This window comes from Flavobacterium aestuarii (genome assembly GCF_040049115.1).
In the GTDB taxonomy this organism is placed as follows: Bacteria; Bacteroidota; Bacteroidia; order Flavobacteriales; family Flavobacteriaceae; genus Flavobacterium; species Flavobacterium aestuarii.
In genome coordinates this window covers 14,160-31,084 of record NZ_JBDLZZ010000019.1, presented here as the reverse complement: position 1 = coordinate 31,084, position 16,925 = coordinate 14,160, and the positions used below count along the sequence as shown (strand labels likewise).

The 16,925-nt window shown below is 35.2% G+C and carries 14 protein-coding genes; 2 read left to right on the top strand and 12 right to left on the bottom strand.

The features are described 5' to 3' along the window. Positions 1-52 precede the first annotated feature (52 nt). Positions 53-2,710 (top strand): type I restriction endonuclease subunit R, encoded by a 2,658-nt coding sequence (locus tag ABEG11_RS16665; protein ID WP_348825314.1) that lies wholly within the window; start codon positions 53-55, stop codon positions 2,708-2,710. A gap of 187 nt (positions 2,711-2,897) precedes the next feature. After that, positions 2,898-4,124, top strand: a complete 1,227-nt coding sequence (gene lysA, locus ABEG11_RS16660; RefSeq protein WP_281635733.1) for a diaminopimelate decarboxylase — start codon at positions 2,898-2,900, stop codon at positions 4,122-4,124. An 81-nt stretch (positions 4,125-4,205) separates the two neighbouring features. On the opposite strand, the gene ABEG11_RS16655 is transcribed toward lysA, so the two are convergent. From ABEG11_RS16655 to ABEG11_RS16600, 12 genes are all read right to left on the bottom strand, one after another. After that, positions 4,206-4,868, bottom strand: a complete 663-nt coding sequence (locus tag ABEG11_RS16655) for a thiamine diphosphokinase (RefSeq protein WP_348825313.1) — start codon at positions 4,866-4,868, stop codon at positions 4,206-4,208. 117 nt (positions 4,869-4,985) lie between these two features. Continuing rightward, a complete protein-coding gene (locus ABEG11_RS16650) occupies positions 4,986-5,822 on the bottom strand; it encodes a DUF4249 family protein (RefSeq protein WP_348825312.1) in 837 nt (278 codons plus the stop codon). Between the two features lie 4 nt (positions 5,823-5,826). After that, positions 5,827-8,229: a TonB-dependent receptor gene (locus ABEG11_RS16645; protein ID WP_348825311.1), complete on the bottom strand. Its 2,403-nt coding sequence runs from the start codon at positions 8,227-8,229 to the stop codon at positions 5,827-5,829. A gap of 253 nt (positions 8,230-8,482) precedes the next feature. After that, a complete protein-coding gene (locus tag ABEG11_RS16640; RefSeq protein ID WP_348825310.1) occupies positions 8,483-9,535 on the bottom strand; it encodes an alpha/beta hydrolase in 1,053 nt (350 codons plus the stop codon). Positions 9,536-9,613: 78 nt separating this feature from the next. Continuing rightward, a complete protein-coding gene (locus tag ABEG11_RS16635) occupies positions 9,614-10,885 on the bottom strand; it encodes an MFS transporter (RefSeq protein ID WP_348825309.1) in 1,272 nt (423 codons plus the stop codon). A gap of 10 nt (positions 10,886-10,895) precedes the next feature. Next, a complete protein-coding gene (locus tag ABEG11_RS16630; RefSeq protein WP_348825308.1) occupies positions 10,896-11,123 on the bottom strand; it encodes a hypothetical protein in 228 nt (75 codons plus the stop codon). A gap of 11 nt (positions 11,124-11,134) precedes the next feature. Next, positions 11,135-11,725: a TetR/AcrR family transcriptional regulator gene (locus ABEG11_RS16625; protein ID WP_348825307.1), complete on the bottom strand. Its 591-nt coding sequence runs from the start codon at positions 11,723-11,725 to the stop codon at positions 11,135-11,137. 159 nt (positions 11,726-11,884) lie between these two features. After that, positions 11,885-14,122, bottom strand: coding sequence for an NADP-dependent isocitrate dehydrogenase (locus tag ABEG11_RS16620; protein ID WP_348825306.1), 2,238 nt, complete (start codon positions 14,120-14,122; stop codon positions 11,885-11,887). Between the two features lie 289 nt (positions 14,123-14,411). Continuing rightward, on the bottom strand, positions 14,412-14,762 hold the full coding sequence (gene rplS / locus ABEG11_RS16615) for a 50S ribosomal protein L19 (protein WP_348825305.1): 351 nt from the start codon (positions 14,760-14,762) through the stop codon (positions 14,412-14,414). Positions 14,763-14,906: 144 nt separating this feature from the next. Continuing rightward, a complete protein-coding gene (locus ABEG11_RS16610; protein ID WP_348825304.1) occupies positions 14,907-15,278 on the bottom strand; it encodes a hypothetical protein in 372 nt (123 codons plus the stop codon). A 67-nt stretch (positions 15,279-15,345) separates the two neighbouring features. Further along, complete coding sequence (gene trmD / locus ABEG11_RS16605) at positions 15,346-16,023, bottom strand: tRNA (guanosine(37)-N1)-methyltransferase TrmD (protein WP_348825303.1); 678 nt, start codon at positions 16,021-16,023, stop codon at positions 15,346-15,348. Positions 16,024-16,122: 99 nt separating this feature from the next. Next, positions 16,123-16,782 carry a DNA/RNA non-specific endonuclease gene (locus ABEG11_RS16600; RefSeq protein WP_348825302.1) on the bottom strand — a complete coding sequence of 220 codons (660 nt, stop codon included), beginning with the start codon at positions 16,780-16,782 and terminating at the stop codon, positions 16,123-16,125. Between the last annotated feature and the right edge of the window lie 143 nt (positions 16,783-16,925).

Sequence of the window (16,925 nt, the reverse complement as noted above, 5' to 3'; positions counted from 1 at the left end):
AAAATAAGATATCTAAAGCCCTCAATGTTCAGTATTTGAGAAAGCTAAAACTTTGCGTGAAAAACAACATATCGTACGGGATAATGGCGACAATCTTTATTTTGAGTTTATCCAAAATGAGCATTGGTGTCAAAATCAATTTCAGGTAACACAGCAAATAACGATAAAAGGAACTTACGAAAATCGTTATGATGTAACTTTGCTTATCAACGGTTTGCCTTTGGTACAAATAGAACTCAAACGGCGGGGTTTGGAGATGAAAGAAGCTTTTAACCAAATCAATCGTTATCAAAAACATAGTTTTGGCGCAGGTAAAGGGCTGTTTCATTTTGTGCAGTTATTCATTATCAGCAACGGTGTGAACACAAAATATTTTAGCAATTTTGGATCATACGAACAGCAATATTTACAAACTTTTCATTGGACAGACGAAAACAACAAACCGCTGAACAATCTCTTAAACGAATTTGCCGATACCTTTCTGGAACCTTGCCATATCAGTAAAATGATATGCAAGTATATAGTACTGAACGAAACCGAAAAGAAATTAATGGTATTGCGTCCGTATCAATATTTTGCCGTAGAAAACATCATCAAAAAAGTAACCGAAAACACTATTTTGAACGGTTATGACATCGAAAAAAACGGTTATATCTGGCATACTACAGGCTCTGGAAAAACACTAACCAGTTTTAAAGCCAGTCAGATTTTATCAACTATTAAAGGAATTCAAAAAGTAGTTTTTGTAGTAGATAGAAAAGATTTGGATTATCAGACAAATCAGGAATATGATAAATTCAGCAAAGGCTGTGTGAGTTCGGCAGAAAACACAGATGATTTGATTCGAAAATTTAATGACCCGAATGTAAAAGTTATCGTAACTACGATTCAGAAATTGAACAATGCGATTTCGGGCAGAAACTTTTATAAAATGAAAAACATTCAAGATCAACGAATGGTTTTTATTTTTGATGAATGCCATCGCTCGCAATTTGGAGAAACACATAAAAATATAGTCAGTTATTTTACCAACATCCAGCTTTTTGGATTTACCGGAACGCCAATTTTAGCAGAAAATGCTAATGGCGAAAAAACAACCACGAGTTTGTTTGGCAAATGTTTGCACAAATATGTCATTACCGATGCCATCAGGGATGAAAATGTATTGCGCTTTTCGGTAGAATACATCAAAACCTTCAAACAAAAAGATCATATTGTAGATTTAAAAGTCGAACAAATTAACGAAGCCGAAGTCTTTGAAGCACCCGAACGCAAAAATGCCATTGTTGATTATATTCTACAATATCATGACCAAAAGACACAAAATGGAAAATTTTGTGCAATGATGTGCGTACAGGATATTGATGCCGTGATTCAGTATTACGAAATTTTTAAAACAAAAAAGCAGTATGGCGAACACGATTTAAAGGTAATTACCATTTTTAGTTTTGCTCAAAACGAAGAGGAAATGGAATACAATACTGAAGAATTTCAATTAGGTATGGTTGCCGAACCACAAACTCAATATGGAAATAATCCAAAACCACACCGTCGTGAATTATTGGATAATTATATAGCTGACTTCAATACGACTTTTGATACAGCTCATAGCACAAAAGACAGTCAGAGTTTTTATAATTATTATAATGATGTAGCCAAAAAAGCAAAACAAAAGGAAGCCGATATATTATTGGTTGCCAATATGTTTCTGACAGGTTTTGACAGCAAATTTGTTAACACTTTGTATGTCGATAAAAATCTGCAATACCACGGTTTGATACAAGCATTCAGCCGTACCAATCGTACTTACGACAAAAATAAAACTCAAGGAAATATTGTTTGTTTTCGAAATTTAAAGGATAAAACTGATGAAGCAATAACACTCTTTAGCAACAAAGAGGCAATTGACGAAATTATTGTAGAGCCTTATGAACAATATGTAGCGAAATTCAATGAAGCTTCAGGAAAAATGCTGGAATTAGTTCCACAAATACGATCTGTAGATGATTTATATACAGAAGAAGATAAAATGAAATTTATACTGGCTTTTAGAAATCTGATGCGTTTGTATAAAAAAATGAGTCATTTTACAGAATTCACTTGGGATGATTTAAAAATTGATGAACAGCTTTTTGCGGATTATAGTGGTAAATACCAAGATTTAAAACAACAAATAGCTATTCAGCCTGATAAAGAAAAAACATCAATACTAAATGATATCGATTTTGAATTGGAACTGATACAAAAAGACACTATCAATGTAACTTATATCATTCAATTATTGATAAAATTGAAATCTAAAAACAATTCCAAAGACAAGGAGAATATTGAAAAAGAAGTTGCAAATTTATTAAACAGTCAAGTTTCCTTAAGGAGTAAACGTGAATTAATTGATAAATTTATTCAGGAAAACTTGCCACTAATAGATGATAATGATAACATTCCGGATGAGTTTGAAAAATTTTGGAATGAAGAGCAGATTAAAGCTTTCAAATCATTAATCGATGAAGAAAATCTTTCAGAATCCAAAACAGAGAAATTACTAGAAAATTATCTTTTTGCCGAAAGAGAACCATTGAGAGATGAAATTCTAGAATTAATTGAAGGTGAAAAGCCCTCCATTTTACTTCGTAAAAAAACTGGAGACCGAATTTTAAGTAAAATTATAAGTTTTGTAGATACATTTGTTAACGGAGTAACGGGAGTATAAAACATAAAACTCGTTTTTTTTTGTTAAAAATTTAGACTTTATATTACATTCTATCAGGTTAAAAAAACACATAAATAATGATTTTTTGTTCAAAACAAAACAATTTGTTATATTTTGTTAAATAATGTCAATTAATTTGGTCGTGATATTAAAGAATAATAAATTTGTAAAAAAATAATAATTAAAGATGCAAGCAAACGATTTACTACACTTAGCAGAACAATTTGGAAGTCCACTTTATGTGTATGATGCCGAAAAAATACAATCCCAGTATAATCGATTAACGAAGGCTTTTTCAAAAGTACCTAATTTACGCATCAACTATGCAATGAAAGCATTATCCAATGTTGCCATATTACAGTTATTGAGAGATATGGGATCTGGACTAGATACCGTTTCTATTCAAGAAGTTTTGTTAGGCTTACATGCTGGTTATGCTCCAGAAAAAATATTTTATACTCCAAACGGTGTTTCTTTGGAGGAAATCGAAGAAGTACACGCATTAGGCGTACAGGTTAATATCGACAACTTATCTATATTGGAACAATTTGGTGCAAAACACCCGCATGTTCCAGTTTGTATACGTATCAATCCGCACGTAATGGCTGGCGGTAATGCTAATATTTCTGTAGGCCACATTGACAGCAAATTTGGTATTTCTGTACATCAGTTACCACATTTGGTTCGTATCGTGGAAAACACCAATATGAATATCGCAGGTATTCACATGCATACAGGATCAGACATTCTGGATATTGAAGTATTTTTATATGCTGCCGAAATTTTATTTGACGCTGCCAAAAACTTCAAAAACTTAGAGTTTTTAGACTTCGGAAGCGGATTTAAAGTTCCTTACAAAAAAGATGATATCGCAACAGATATTGATGAATTAGGTAAAAAGTTATCAAAAAGATTCAACGCTTTCTGCGCAGAATATGGTAAAGATCTGACTTTGATATTTGAGCCTGGTAAATTTTTAGTAAGTGAGGCTGGATTCTTTTTAGCAAAAGTAAACGTAGTAAAACAAACTACTTCAACAGTTTTTGCTGGAATTGACAGTGGTTTCAACCACTTAATCCGACCAATGTTTTACGGGTCACAGCATTTTATCGAAAACATATCCAATCCAAAAGGAAAAGAGCGTTTTTATTCAGTTGTAGGATACATTTGTGAAACGGATACTTTTGCAACTAACAGAAGAATTGCCGAAATTAAAGAAGGTGATATTCTATCTTTCCGCAATGCAGGAGCTTACTGCTTCTCAATGTCTTCTAATTACAATTCAAGATACAAACCAGCAGAAGTTTTATGGATGAATGGACAAGGATATTTAATCCGTGCTCATGAAAAATTCGAAGACCTGCTTCAAAATCAGATTCCGCTGCCTGCTGAAATAGCTGTAGCAGCAGTATAAAACTAAAAAATCCCGAAACACACAGTCTAACTGATGTTTCGGGATTTCTTTTTAATAATCATTGGTTGTTTTCTAAAATCATTAATCCATACATTCCATAAGCAATAAATCGCCATTGGTATGTGATATGGTTACCAGTCCATCCTGAGCAACCGAATTGCTGCTTCCGGTTCGATAGCCTATAGTTAATGTGTCATTTTTTAATGGATATACTAAATTTACAGAACTTATTCCGTTGACAACTCCTATTGGAATTAATGAAATTGGTGTTCCTGCGGTGTACCATTTTTCGAATTTATCTGGAAGCAGAAATATTTTGGAATGATCGTCCAGTATTACGATTTTAATCAGGTTTCGGTAGCGAACAATATTGGTAAGATTCGTAATAGTGTGATCTGCACGTTTTCCGGTTGCCCAAACAACATTTACTGCAGGAATTTGTCTTGCTATGAGGTAATCAAATGCTTTTTCCAGATCGGTTTTTTCCTGATCTGGCGTGTGTACAATTTCTATTGGATATTGTGTGGTTTTGTATATTTCAGGGTCAAATCCGCGGTCAAAATCACCTAATAACACATCCACTTTGATACCTAATTCCAATACACGTTCCATTGCCGAGTCCAGAACAATTACCAACGGCGACCATTCCAGCAGCTGTCCGAGCAATTCAGGATTGCAGGCAGCACCGTTTGCAATGATTAAAGCGGGTTCCTGGTCGTCGCGAACAATGTGGTGTGAAGACATAATCAATTACGAATTACGAATTGTCAATTATAAAATTGCCAATTATAAATTAGTTGACAAAGATAGTATTTCTTGATTCGTAATTCATAACCGGTAATTCGTAATTTTTCTGTTTAGCTACTGAATGGTATAACTATCTGAATCTATCTCAGAAAGATGAAAAAAGCCAAGAGGATAATCATCAGGATTGGTTTGATTTACGATATTCCCACGCACGGTTGCCGGCGGTGTTGCAAAAGGGTTTCCTCCATCGGTGCCAGCAATATTGAGCAATTTGTTCATGTAATTATTATACTGCTCGGTAATTCCCTGCAAGCTGAATTGTATTTTGTCACCTTTTTCAAGTTCATCGTCACGATAAAAAGCAAACATCGAATTACCCTGATAGAACTCGTCCGAAAGCACACCGTATTCCGGGTAGACTATATTGGTGTTTTTGGCTCCTACCAGATAAAAATTGTCTTCGTCACCATTGTCTTGCCAATAAAACTTAATTTCATATACATCCTTGCCTTCAATTCCGGGTTTCACGCTTTGCTCTGTTGATGCAATAATGGGTGTAGGCATGAGTTTTGATTTTGAAGTATAAGTTACACCTTTGTAGATTATCGTAAGCGAGTATTCATTGTTGATGATAGGATTGAAATTGCTGCATACATATTCTCCTGTTTGTCCATTTTCAACAAATTGAAAAGTGACAGGAGTGCTTAATGATGTGTTGGTAACAGTCACTGCAGCTCCAGTTGCTGGAGGAACACTGCTGGAATAAAAATCGGTGGTGGTGGTTAAATTAATTTTCTGAACTTCTCCAGTGGTTCCTTTTTCCCATTTAATAGATGCATCTATTACTAGTTTTGGTGGAGCCGTGTCCAGATCGACATCAACTACATCTTCGCAGCTTGAAATTGATAATGAGATAATTACTAATGTTATGTAAAGTTTTATGTATTTCATTATGTTAAAATTTAAAATTATAAGAAACAGATGGAATAGCACCAAAAATAGAAAGCCGTACAGCCTCGTTTGCTCCTGTATCTGCATTTTCTCTAAAACTCATGGAAGCAGCATTTCGGCGGTTGTATAGGTTATAAATACTGAAAACCCATTCGCCTTGCCAGCCTTTCTTTTTGTATGGTTTTGGAGTGTAAGTTGCCGAAACGTCTAAATGATGGTATAAAGGCAGGCTGTTGCCATTTCGTTCACCATAATTAGGAACTGTGATGCCTTGGTAAACATATTGACTATTTGGATAGGTTACCGGCTGTCCTGATTGGAAAGTAAAATTCGCTCCGAAATTCCATTTTTCACTTAAGGTATAATTTCCTGTAAAAGCTAAGTTGTGTAATTTATCGTAGGCAGAACGGTACCATTCTCCATTATTGATTCCTATTTCGTCAGGAGTTCTTCCAGGAGTTCGCTGCTGTGATTTGGATAAGGTGTATGAAATCCATCCGTTGAATTTCCCAGTGTTTTTCCGCAACAGTATTTCCAGTCCATACGAACGCATTTCGCCGTTAAGTATTACCTGCTCTATGGCTTCATTGGCAATTAAGTCGGCACCATCAATGTAATCCATGCGGTTTTTAATTTTTTTGTAAAAAGTTTCCAGCTCCAGGGTGTATTCATTGTCTTTGAAATTGTTGAAATACCCAATCCCTACCTGATCCGCAATTTGTGGTTTTATGTATTGGTCACTTGGCGTCCAAACATCTAATGGAGTAGGAGAGGCGGTATTAGAAACCAATTGCAGGTATTGCACCATGCGGTTGTAGCTGGCTTTGATCGATTGGTTTTCATTTAACTCATAAGCTGCAGAAACACGTGGTTCAAAGTTGTCGAAACTGGCAATACTCTTGTTTTTTTTGTAAAAAGTGCTTCCAATTGGCTTTGCTTTTTCATAAATCTTTAAATCCGAATCGTAAGCTACGGGCTGATCATTTTCGTATTGATTGATGGTTGAGCTTCCCAATCGGTTGAAAATGCTGTAACGGATTCCATAATTGATTGCCAATTTATTGGTCAGGATTTGTTCTGCTTCCAGATAGATACCGTTTTCTAAAGCATATTTTTTTTCTAACTGTTTAAAATTAACGCTGGACTTGCTGCCGCTTGGGTCAATTGTACCAGGATTGAAATCATAATAGATAGAATTGAAACCGTAATTTAATTTTATATTATTAGATATATAATGCTTGAAGTCGTATTTTAAATTATAATTTTTTATACCAGAATTCCAGTCGAATCCTAGAAAATCAAGTGTTAATCCGTAATAATAATCACTATAAATGAACGATAGGTTAGAGAATAATTTATCGCTGAACAAGTGATTCCATCTCAAATTCAATGTTGCGTTGCCGTAGGTATTAGCAAAAGTTTCGTTAAGAGAAAAGATATCACGTCCAAAATAACCCGAAAGGTATAAGTTATTATTAGCGTTGAGTTTGTAATTCAGCTTTGTGTTTAAATCATAAAAGTAAGCTGTGTTATCATTATCTGCTAATCTTAAAAATAAATGTGCATATGATGCTCTGCCTCCAATCAGGAAGGAGCCTTTGTCTTTTACAATAGGACCTTCGGCAAGAATCCGGCTGGTAATCAAACCGATTCCGCCATTCATGTGAAATTCTTTGCTGTTACCGTCTTTTTGGTAAATATCCAAAACAGAGGAAGCTCTTCCTCCATATTTGGATGGGATTCCGCCTTTGTATAACTTCAAATCCTTGATAGCATCGGGGTTAAATACTGAGAAAAAACCAAATACGTGAGACGAGTTAAATATCATGGCTTCATCCAAAAGGATTAAATTCTGGTCTGCACCACCGCCTCGAACGTTAAATCCTGACTGTCCTTCACCAGCATTGGTAACACCAGGGAGGAATAAAATGGATTTAATAACATCTACTTCTCCCATGACAACAGGCATTTTTTTGATAGCCGAAATAGATAGTTTATTGACACTCATTTCGGGTTTCCGGATGTTTGCCGTTGTTTTTTCGGAATTAATAACTACTTCCTGCAACACATTTTCGTTGCCGGTCAGCTTGAAATTCTTTTTTGAGTTTTGCTTTAATTCAACAGTTTCCTCAATAGTTCCAAATCCTATAGATGTAATCTGGATTTTATAATTGCCCGCAGGAAGTGTTATGGAATAAAAGCCGTATTCATTTGTTATAACTCCCGCCTTTAATTCAGGAACTAAAACATTTACACCAATCAGGGTTTCATTATTGTTGGAATCTGTTATTGTTCCGCTGAGAGTAAATTTCTGTTTACTAGCATCGCCATTGTTCTTTTCTTGCGAAAAAACGGAAAAGGAAATGAGGAGTAATAAAGAAGTGTAAATAAATTTCTTAAAAATCATTTTTTTAGTTTTGATTTGCAAATGTCATTAATTTGAGGTTCAATTCGTACATTTAATATGTTAATCTATCGTTAATAACGCTTTAATAGAACTTTTGGGAAACAATAAAAGTCATTTGGTGAAATTTTTGTTTCAGCCAAATGACTAGTAACTTGAACACGATTAATAATTTATTTTGCTCCATGGAGCGAAATGTTTTAATGACAATTAATAATCGAGTTCAGATTAGCAGTAAGATAATGCTTCTTTGAGTTTATTTACAATTTGCAATTCTTGGGTTGTTTGCGTTATTGCATGGAAATAAATATTTGCTTTGAGGATAAAGAGGAGCTGGATTATCAGTTACTTCAAGTGATGATAAAGCTTGTCCATTGTAGCTTGGCATTGTAATCTGTTCTGCCGAACCATTTCCTAATGCTGTTTTTTTGCCAGCTGCACTTCCATTAAAACTATAATCAATCAAAGCATCCAATAGTCTGTAGATGCCATAATAATCGTATGCATCATAGGCAGATTGTGTATTGGGTAAGTTATGTTCGGCTGTATAGGTATAGGCTGGTAAAACACTTTTTTTGATTAAAATAAAATCTTTTTCCGAATCAGGAATAGCAATGTTTTTGAAAATATCAATTGCCAGTCTATGGTCATTGGTTACGTCGTCATCATAGACTTGGGTGATAAGTTTAGTATTGGCGGGAAAATCCTGCAGGTCTTCCTGAGTGATTTGATGTGCATACCATTGTGCCATTGTGAAAATGAAACGTCCGTTTTGTCCCCAGCCCTCGTCAATAAATGCTTTGTGAGCCAATGTGAAAGAAGCGCCGCCACCGAAGGAATGACCCATGAAACCCACTTTGGAAGTATCAATGATATTGGGGTAATTGGTTACTGCTTTTTTAAAACTTTCCCATAAAGTGATGTATCTTTCATCTACAGTGACACCGGTTGTCGGGTAGGGTGCAAAAACTACAACATACCCTTTTTTTGCAATGAATTCATATAGACCAATGTTATAGCTGCTTTCCTCTCCTCCAAAAGGATGGGAATAAAAGATAGTTGGTCTTGGCGAGGTGATCCCTTTAGGATAGAATATTTCTACATTTTTTCCGCTATACATTGGGCTCGGGAATGATATTTTGGCAACAGTGTAAGTTCCATCGGATCCATATCCGTTTTTAGGTCTAGAAATCGGTCCAGCTAAATCATCATCAATATTAACTGGTGCAGCTGGTGTTTCATCATTTTTAGAACAGGATGATGTGATAAGTACAGTTAACATCAAAATCAAGGGTAAAGAAATTTTCATGCATTTCGGTTTTATTTGGTTTGCTGTTGGATAGTTATTTTGGCAAATGGTTTAATCAGCAGAATAGTATTACGGCGGTTATATTTCGTTAACTGTAAAAAAATCCTCTTTTTTTTCCTTTGCTCTTTTTTTTCCAAGTTTATCCACTCTGTACATAAGCAGTATAGATATAATTGAAATAAAAATAATAATGAGTCCTAAGGTATCGTAATGTTCCAAAGGACTTAATTTGTCTTTCTGAACAACAATTGTACCTGCAAAAGCCGCAGCAATACCACCAGCTATCTGCTGAAGCGATGAATTAATGCTCATAAATGCTCCTCTGTCCTGCATATCAGGTATTGCTGTAACCAGTGCTGTCGAGGGTACCATACGTCCCATAATTCCTACCATCATCAGTACATTAAAAATTGCTACTATTGCAAAAGGAGTAATGCTCAGGTTGGTGTAAATTGCTATGATTACAATGGTCCATATAGAACCGAATGCGAATGTTTTGTATTTATCTATTCTATCGCTTAATTTTCCGATTAATGGCATGACGACTAAGGTAACAATCCCAGCAATCATAAATATCATTGGCAGTTCATTTTCGGTAATATGCAGGTTGTTTATTGCAAAAGCACTCCCGAAAGGCATCATCATGAATCCGCCGATTGAGAGCAATGCTGTGGCTGTAAAACCTACTCGGTAATCTTTTTTTGCAATGGTATGTATCAGATGCTTAAAAGCGGTTTTGTCTGATTGTATTTCTAAATGCTTTGTTATAGGTTTTAGTTTAACGGCTATGATTAAAGCAATAATTCCTGCCATTCCCGCCACCCAGATAAATGGTGCGTGCCAGCCCCAGGCGTTCGCGAGGTATAAGCCAATTGGAATTCCTAAAATCTGGCTGGCACCAAATCCCATCTGGATAAAACCCATCACTCGCCCGCGTTGCTGAATGCTGAATAAATCAGCCACTATTGCCATGGAGATAGAGCCAATGACTCCGCCAAAGAGGCCAGTAATAATTCGCGCTGCAACTAATAATGGATAATTTGTCACTATTCCGCATAAAATGGTTCCTGCAATAAACCCAATATAAAAAAACAGCAATAGTTTTTTCCGGTCAAATTTATCTGCAAAACCGGCCGTTAGAAGCCCAGAAATTCCTGCGCTAAAGGCATAAGCTGAAACTACCAACCCAAAATGAGCTGGTTTTAAGCTTAGAGATTTCATGAGAATATCTCCAAGAGGCGACATTACCATGAAATCTAGGATTACTGTAAACTGCGTGACAGCCAGTAAAAAAACGGCCAGTTTCTGATAAGATGTAAACGGTGTCGCTGCAATATTTTTTTCTTTCATTTTTGGTTTTTTATTCTAATGCAACACATTCAAAATCGTGTTTGTCAATAAGTTTAATAATTTGTTCTTCGGTTAAAGATTTGCTTACAATTCTCAAAACACAATCAATATCCTCTTGATCGATGTTCCAATCATCTATTTCGGAATGTTCATCAAGAGTGCTTCTTATTTTCAGCTTGTCATTTTCTGTTTTAATATTGGTTGCAAAAACCAGTATATTTTCTGTGAGGTTTTCCATGGTTTGCTGCTTTATGGTGTTAATGCTTTTATTACTAGTTCAAATGCTTCGTCAGTAGCTTCTTTTGTCAGTTTGAAAGGAGTCCCTGCCATGTTTTTTCCTTCATTATGAAAACGTAACAAGGTGTATAAAGGGCCATAAGCAATACTCCAGAAGACTTCTTTGGGCATACTGACTAATTCTTTTTTCTCAATAGCATTATTTAAAAAAGTGCTCATTACTGTTTTAAAATCAATAATGCTTTTTTCTAAAATGCTCTCACGATAACTCGAATGGCTTAAAAGTTCCCAGCATGCCACGCTCAAGGGATTGTCTATAGTGAAGCGCGATCTGTTTTCCCATTGTTTGCGTAATCCCTCTTTAAAAGGCATTGCCGGGGAGAAATGCTGGATCATTTCACTGAAGAAAGACTGGCCAATGTCAATCCCGATTTTTTTTATCAAATCTTCTTTATCTGCATAATAGATGTATAAAGTTGCTACTGATACACCTGATTCCTTGGCTAATCGATTCATGCTAAATCCTTCTATGCCTGATTTTACAAGCATTTCTATAGCTTTTTGCTTAACTATTTCTTCTTTGTTTGTATCTCTGGTACGCATATTATTTTTTTTGGGACAAGACAAAAATATTAAATATAAATGAATGTTCGCTTATTTATAAAAAATGTTTATGTTAATTTTTTTATTGTTGAAATTAGAGAGATAAAAAAAGACAGCCCTCTCGAGCTGTCTTTAAATATATAAACTAAAAAAAGTAAATTATGCAGTTTTCGAAGTTGCAATTTTATCTAAAATACTGTTGAAAGTAGTGCTAGGACGCATTGCACTGCTTACTAATTCTGGATTTGGCTGATAATAGCCTCCAATGTTCTGTGCTTTTCCTTGTGCTCCAATTAATTCACTGTTAATAAGACTTTCGTTAGCTTCCAATTCAGCAGCAATAGGAGTAAAGATTGCTTTTAATGCAGCATCTTTCGTTTGAGCAGCCAAGGCTTGTGCCCAATAAAAAGCCAGATAAAAGTGAGAACCTCTATTGTCTATCTGTCCAACTTTACGAGCTGGTGACTTATCGTTTGCTAAGAATTTATCATTGGCTTCATCTAAAGTTTCTGATAAAACAATTGCTTTTGAATTGTTTAATGTTTGTCCTAAATGTTCTAATGAAGCACCTAAAGCAAGGAATTCTCCTAATGAATCCCAGCGTAAATATCCTTCTTCGATAAATTGCTCAACGTGTTTTGGAGCTGATCCGCCGGCGCCGGTTTCGAATAATCCGCCACCATTCATTAATGGAACGATAGATAGCATTTTTGCCGATGTTCCAACTTCAAGAATAGGGAACAAGTCAGTTAAATAATCACGTAAAACGTTACCAGTTACCGAGATGGTGTCTAAACCTTTGATAATTCTTTCTAAAGTAAATTCAGTAGCCGCAACTGGATTTAGGATGCGGATATCTAAAGATGATGTGTCATAATCTTTCAGATATTTTTCAACTTTAACAATTAATTCTCTATCATGTGCTCTGTTTTCGTCTAACCAGAAAACTGCTGGAGTATTAGATAAACGGGCTCTGTTTACAGCTAGTTTAACCCAGTCCTGGATTGGAGCATCCTTAGCCTGGCACATTCTGAAAATATCATTGGCTTCAACCGCCTGTTCCATTACAACAGTTCCATTCTGGTCAACAACACGAACAGTTCCATCAGCTTTCATTTGGAAAGTTTTATCGTGGGAACCATATTCTTCAGCTTTTTGAGCCATCAAGCCTACGTTAGGAACACTTCCCATTGTAGTCGGGTCAAAAGCACCGTTTTTTTTGCAAAAATCGATAGTAGCAGTGTATACTCCAGCATAACATCTATCAGGAATAATAGCGATAGTATCTTGTGCTTTGCCGTCTTTATTCCACATTTGACCCGAAGTACGGATCATTGCAGGCATAGAAGCATCTACAATTACATCTGATGGAACGTGCAGATTGGTAATACCTTTGTCGGAATTTACCATTGCCAAAGCTGGTCCGTTTTCTATAGCGTTATTGATTGCAGCTTCAACTTCTGCTTGTTCAGGTTTTCCTGCTATTTTGGCATAAACGTCACCTAAGCCATTTTTTGTATCAATTCCCAGGTCAGTAAATAAAGCGGCATATTTTTCGAAAACATCTTTGAAATACACTTCTACAATTGCGCCAAAAATGATTGGATCCGAAACCTTCATCATCGTAGCTTTTAAGTGAACCGAAAGCAATACGTTTTCTTTTTTAGCTTCAGCAATAGCTTCAGCAACAAAGCTTTTCAAAGCAGTAATGTTTAATACTGAGCTGTCAATGATTTCTCCTGCTTTTAAAGGAGTGCTTGCTTTTAAAACTGTTGTTGTTCCGTCTTTTGCAACAAATTCTATTTTTACATCATTGGCTTCGGAAACAGTAACTGATTTTTCACTTCCATAAAAATCTCCATTAGACATTGATGCAACTTTTGTTTTAGAGTCACTGGACCACGCTCCCATTGAGTGTGGATTTGCTTTTGCAAAATTCTTTACAGCTCTTGGTGCTCTGCGGTCTGAGTTTCCTTCACGCAAAACTGGATTTACGGCAGAACCTAATACTTTAGAATATTTAGCTTTAATTTCCTTTTCGGTCTCGTTTTGTGGATCTTCCGGGAAATCAGGTACTGCATATCCATGTGATTGCAATTCGGCAATAGCAGCTTTCAATTGAGGTACCGATGCTGAAACGTTTGGCAGTTTTATAATGTTGGCTTCTGGTAATGTTGCTAGTTTTCCAAGTTCAGATAAAGCATCAGCTGTTTTTTGTTCTTCCTTTAAAAACTCAGGAAAGTTAGATAATATTCTTCCAGCAAGTGAAATGTCTCTTGTTTCAATTTCAATATTTGAAGCAGCAGTAAATGCTTGAACAATTGGCAAAAAAGAGTAGGTTGCCAATAAAGGTGCCTCGTCTGTCAGTGTGTAAAAAATTTTGGCTTTTGGTGTCATTTTTTTTATTTTTTTTGATCTAAAATCATAAGTTTATAAACAGCCTTTCTAGTATTACAACGATTTAGATAAGGCGGGCAAAGATATGAAATGAAGTTGTAATAGCGTTTTAAAATTTATATAAAAAAATAATATTAAGAACATATTCTGTGATATTTTCAATTTGCTATTTTTAGTGCTGTTTGATTTTCAAATTATGATTTTTGACCCCTGAAAATTATCAAAAAAAAAGTCCCAAATTCGATTTAGATCGAAATGGGACTTTTTTGTGAGTAAAGAAATTAGTAGACTATCTTCTTTTATCTTTAATTTTTGCTTTTTTACCAGTAAGTTCTCTGAAGTAGAAAATTCTCGCTCTACGTACAGCACCTTTCTTATTGATTTCAATTTTTTGCAATGCTGGCAAGTTAACTGGGAAGATACGCTCAACTCCAACTGATCCAGACATTTTACGGATTGTAAAAGTTTCAGTGTTTCCTGAACCTCTTCTTTGAATAACAACACCTTTAAAAAACTGTGTTCTTGTTTTTTCACCCTCTTTAATTTCGTAGAAAACTGTGATTGTGTCTCCAGCTCCGAAATCTGGGAAATCTTTTCTAGTAACAAATTCGTCTTGAACGAATTTCAATAAATCTGCCATTTTATTTTTATTTTATGGTTTTTTAAAAGAGCAACATTCACGGTTTTCGCCAGAGGTTGGTCTAATGAGGGTGCAAAATTAATTATAAATTATGAATTATGAATTATAAATTGTAATTTTTTTATAATTAATTGATTTAAAGGGTTAAGGAGTCATTTTTGCTTCTTTTATTTTTTGAATAGTTGCAGCAGTTTTCAAATCAGTTCTGGATTTAATGTCGCTGTATTTGTTTATTCCTAATGAAGAAGTCAATGTTTTGTCTCGTTTGTCAAATAATTTATCAATTTCTTTATTTCGGTTTTCTTTAGATAAATTCTTTTCATCAATGCCAAACAATTCCAAGACTAATTGGCTGTTTGCTTTTTCGAAGTACATTTTTTCATCTGTACTTAGTGTAACTCCATTTGTTTTGTTGAGTTCATTTAGTAAGGAACTTTTGTTTATTCCTTGTGCAAAAGAAGCGGAAGTTCCTAAAAGGAGAACAGCTAAAAATATTTTATTGATTATTTTTTTCATGATTTTATACTTTAAAGTTATTTAAAATGAACGTTTTTATTCACTTTAAAGTATAAAATCTCATAAATTAATCATTTAATAAATCGGGTCTTCTGTTTTTTGTATGTTCGTAAGCCTTGTCTTCTCTCCATTTGTCAATTTTGGCAAAATGACCGCTCAGCAGTACATCGGGAACTTTCCATCCTTTATAATCAGCAGGCCGGGTGTAGATAGGACCAGATAGCAGGCCGTCCTGAAAGCTGTCTGTCAATGCTGATGTTTCATCGCTTAAAACCCCAGGAATTAATCGTATTAAAGCATCACATAATACAAGAGCGCCTAATTCTCCGCCAGATAAAACATAATCACCTATTGAGATTTCCTTTGTTATAAAATGGTCGCGGACACGCTGATCGACACCTTTATAATGTCCGCACAAGATAATGATGTTTTCATGCATCGACATGTTGTTGGCCATTTTCTGGTTTAAGGTTTCACCATCAGGAGACATATAAATAATTTCGTCGTATGATCTTTCACTTTTTAAATGAGTAATGCAGGCATCTATAGGCTGAACAGTCATTACCATTCCTGCACCGCCGCCAAAAGGATAATCATCAACACTTTTCTGCTTATTGGCTGTGTAATCTCTTAAATTATGAAAATGAACCTCTACCAGCCCTTTGTCTATGGCGCGTTTCATAATCGAGGCTTCAAAAGGGCTTCGTAACAATTCAGGTAATACGGTTATAATATCAATTCTCATATTGCTTTTTTAAGAATGGCAAATATAGTATTTAACCGTAAGGTTCACAATGATAATTATATTACAGTGTAAAAACGCAATGAGCGTAAAGCTTCGAGGTTAAAGGGAAGCCTTGCTAAAGCTCCATTCTTTATAACTTAGTTCTTTCTGGATTTTTTCTTCGATTCTTTCCATTAGCTTCTGGTTGAAATCAATTCCGGTAATTTGTTCAATCTGATCAATCGTTGTTGCAAATTTGTAAAGAGGGGCGTCTGATTTTGCATTGGGAATCAAAAACGAAATCATATTCAATCCGTTGTTTTCAACCCTGACTACGATTTTAAAAAAATAATCAGGGACTGAAACTTCTTCCTCTCCAATTCTAATCAGATTATCATGCAGAATGCTTCCTGTTACAATAAAAAGTGCCGTGTATTTATCTGCCCAATATCTGACTTTCTGTTCGAGCCTGTTCCAGATTCCTGCATTAAAGTCCCTGTTTTGAGGAGCAACATTGGAGGTGTAAAAAGTTTCTATATAAGCATCGCTAGAGAATTTCATATCAGCTGCTGGAACCAGATGTCCTTTGTCATAGCCTGTGTCTCTATAATTTCTCCAGTGAGCCGATTCAGTATCTACTAGAGGATCCTGCTTAAAATAGGGGCGTTCATAATGGTGCTGATGCTGTGATCTGCCAGTCAAATAATAAGCCGTCCATTCAGCTTGTTCGTGTTCTTCAGAATAAGATAAAAAGTAATGTTTATGTCTAATGATACTCATAAATGAGTTTGTTTAATATTTTAAGGTTTATACGTTAAACTGCTTTATGTGATGAGCAGATTATATTGTCTAATGATACTCATAAATGAGTTTGTTTAATATTTTAAGGTTTATACGTTAAACTGCTTTATGTGATGAGCAGA

Excerpts from the sequence above, each read along its gene's own strand:
- lysA (WP_281635733.1), top strand. The coding sequence starts at position 2,898 with ATGCAAGCAAACGATTTACTACACTTAGCAGAACAATTTGGAAGTCCA.
- ABEG11_RS16655 (WP_348825313.1), bottom strand. The coding sequence starts at position 4,868 with ATGTCTTCACACCACATTGTTCGCGACGACCAGGAACCCGCTTTAATC.
- ABEG11_RS16650 (WP_348825312.1), bottom strand. The coding sequence starts at position 5,822 with ATGAAATACATAAAACTTTACATAACATTAGTAATTATCTCATTATCA.
- ABEG11_RS16645 (WP_348825311.1), bottom strand. The coding sequence starts at position 8,229 with ATGATTTTTAAGAAATTTATTTACACTTCTTTATTACTCCTCATTTCC.
- ABEG11_RS16640 (WP_348825310.1), bottom strand. The coding sequence starts at position 9,535 with ATGAAAATTTCTTTACCCTTGATTTTGATGTTAACTGTACTTATCACA.
- ABEG11_RS16635 (WP_348825309.1), bottom strand. The coding sequence starts at position 10,885 with ATGAAAGAAAAAAATATTGCAGCGACACCGTTTACATCTTATCAGAAA.
- ABEG11_RS16630 (WP_348825308.1), bottom strand. The coding sequence starts at position 11,123 with ATGGAAAACCTCACAGAAAATATACTGGTTTTTGCAACCAATATTAAA.
- ABEG11_RS16625 (WP_348825307.1), bottom strand. The coding sequence starts at position 11,725 with ATGCGTACCAGAGATACAAACAAAGAAGAAATAGTTAAGCAAAAAGCT.
- ABEG11_RS16620 (WP_348825306.1), bottom strand. The coding sequence starts at position 14,122 with ATGACACCAAAAGCCAAAATTTTTTACACACTGACAGACGAGGCACCT.
- rplS (WP_348825305.1), bottom strand. The coding sequence starts at position 14,762 with ATGGCAGATTTATTGAAATTCGTTCAAGACGAATTTGTTACTAGAAAA.
- ABEG11_RS16610 (WP_348825304.1), bottom strand. The coding sequence starts at position 15,278 with ATGAAAAAAATAATCAATAAAATATTTTTAGCTGTTCTCCTTTTAGGA.
- trmD (WP_348825303.1), bottom strand. The coding sequence starts at position 16,023 with ATGAGAATTGATATTATAACCGTATTACCTGAATTGTTACGAAGCCCT.
- ABEG11_RS16600 (WP_348825302.1), bottom strand. The coding sequence starts at position 16,782 with ATGAGTATCATTAGACATAAACATTACTTTTTATCTTATTCTGAAGAA.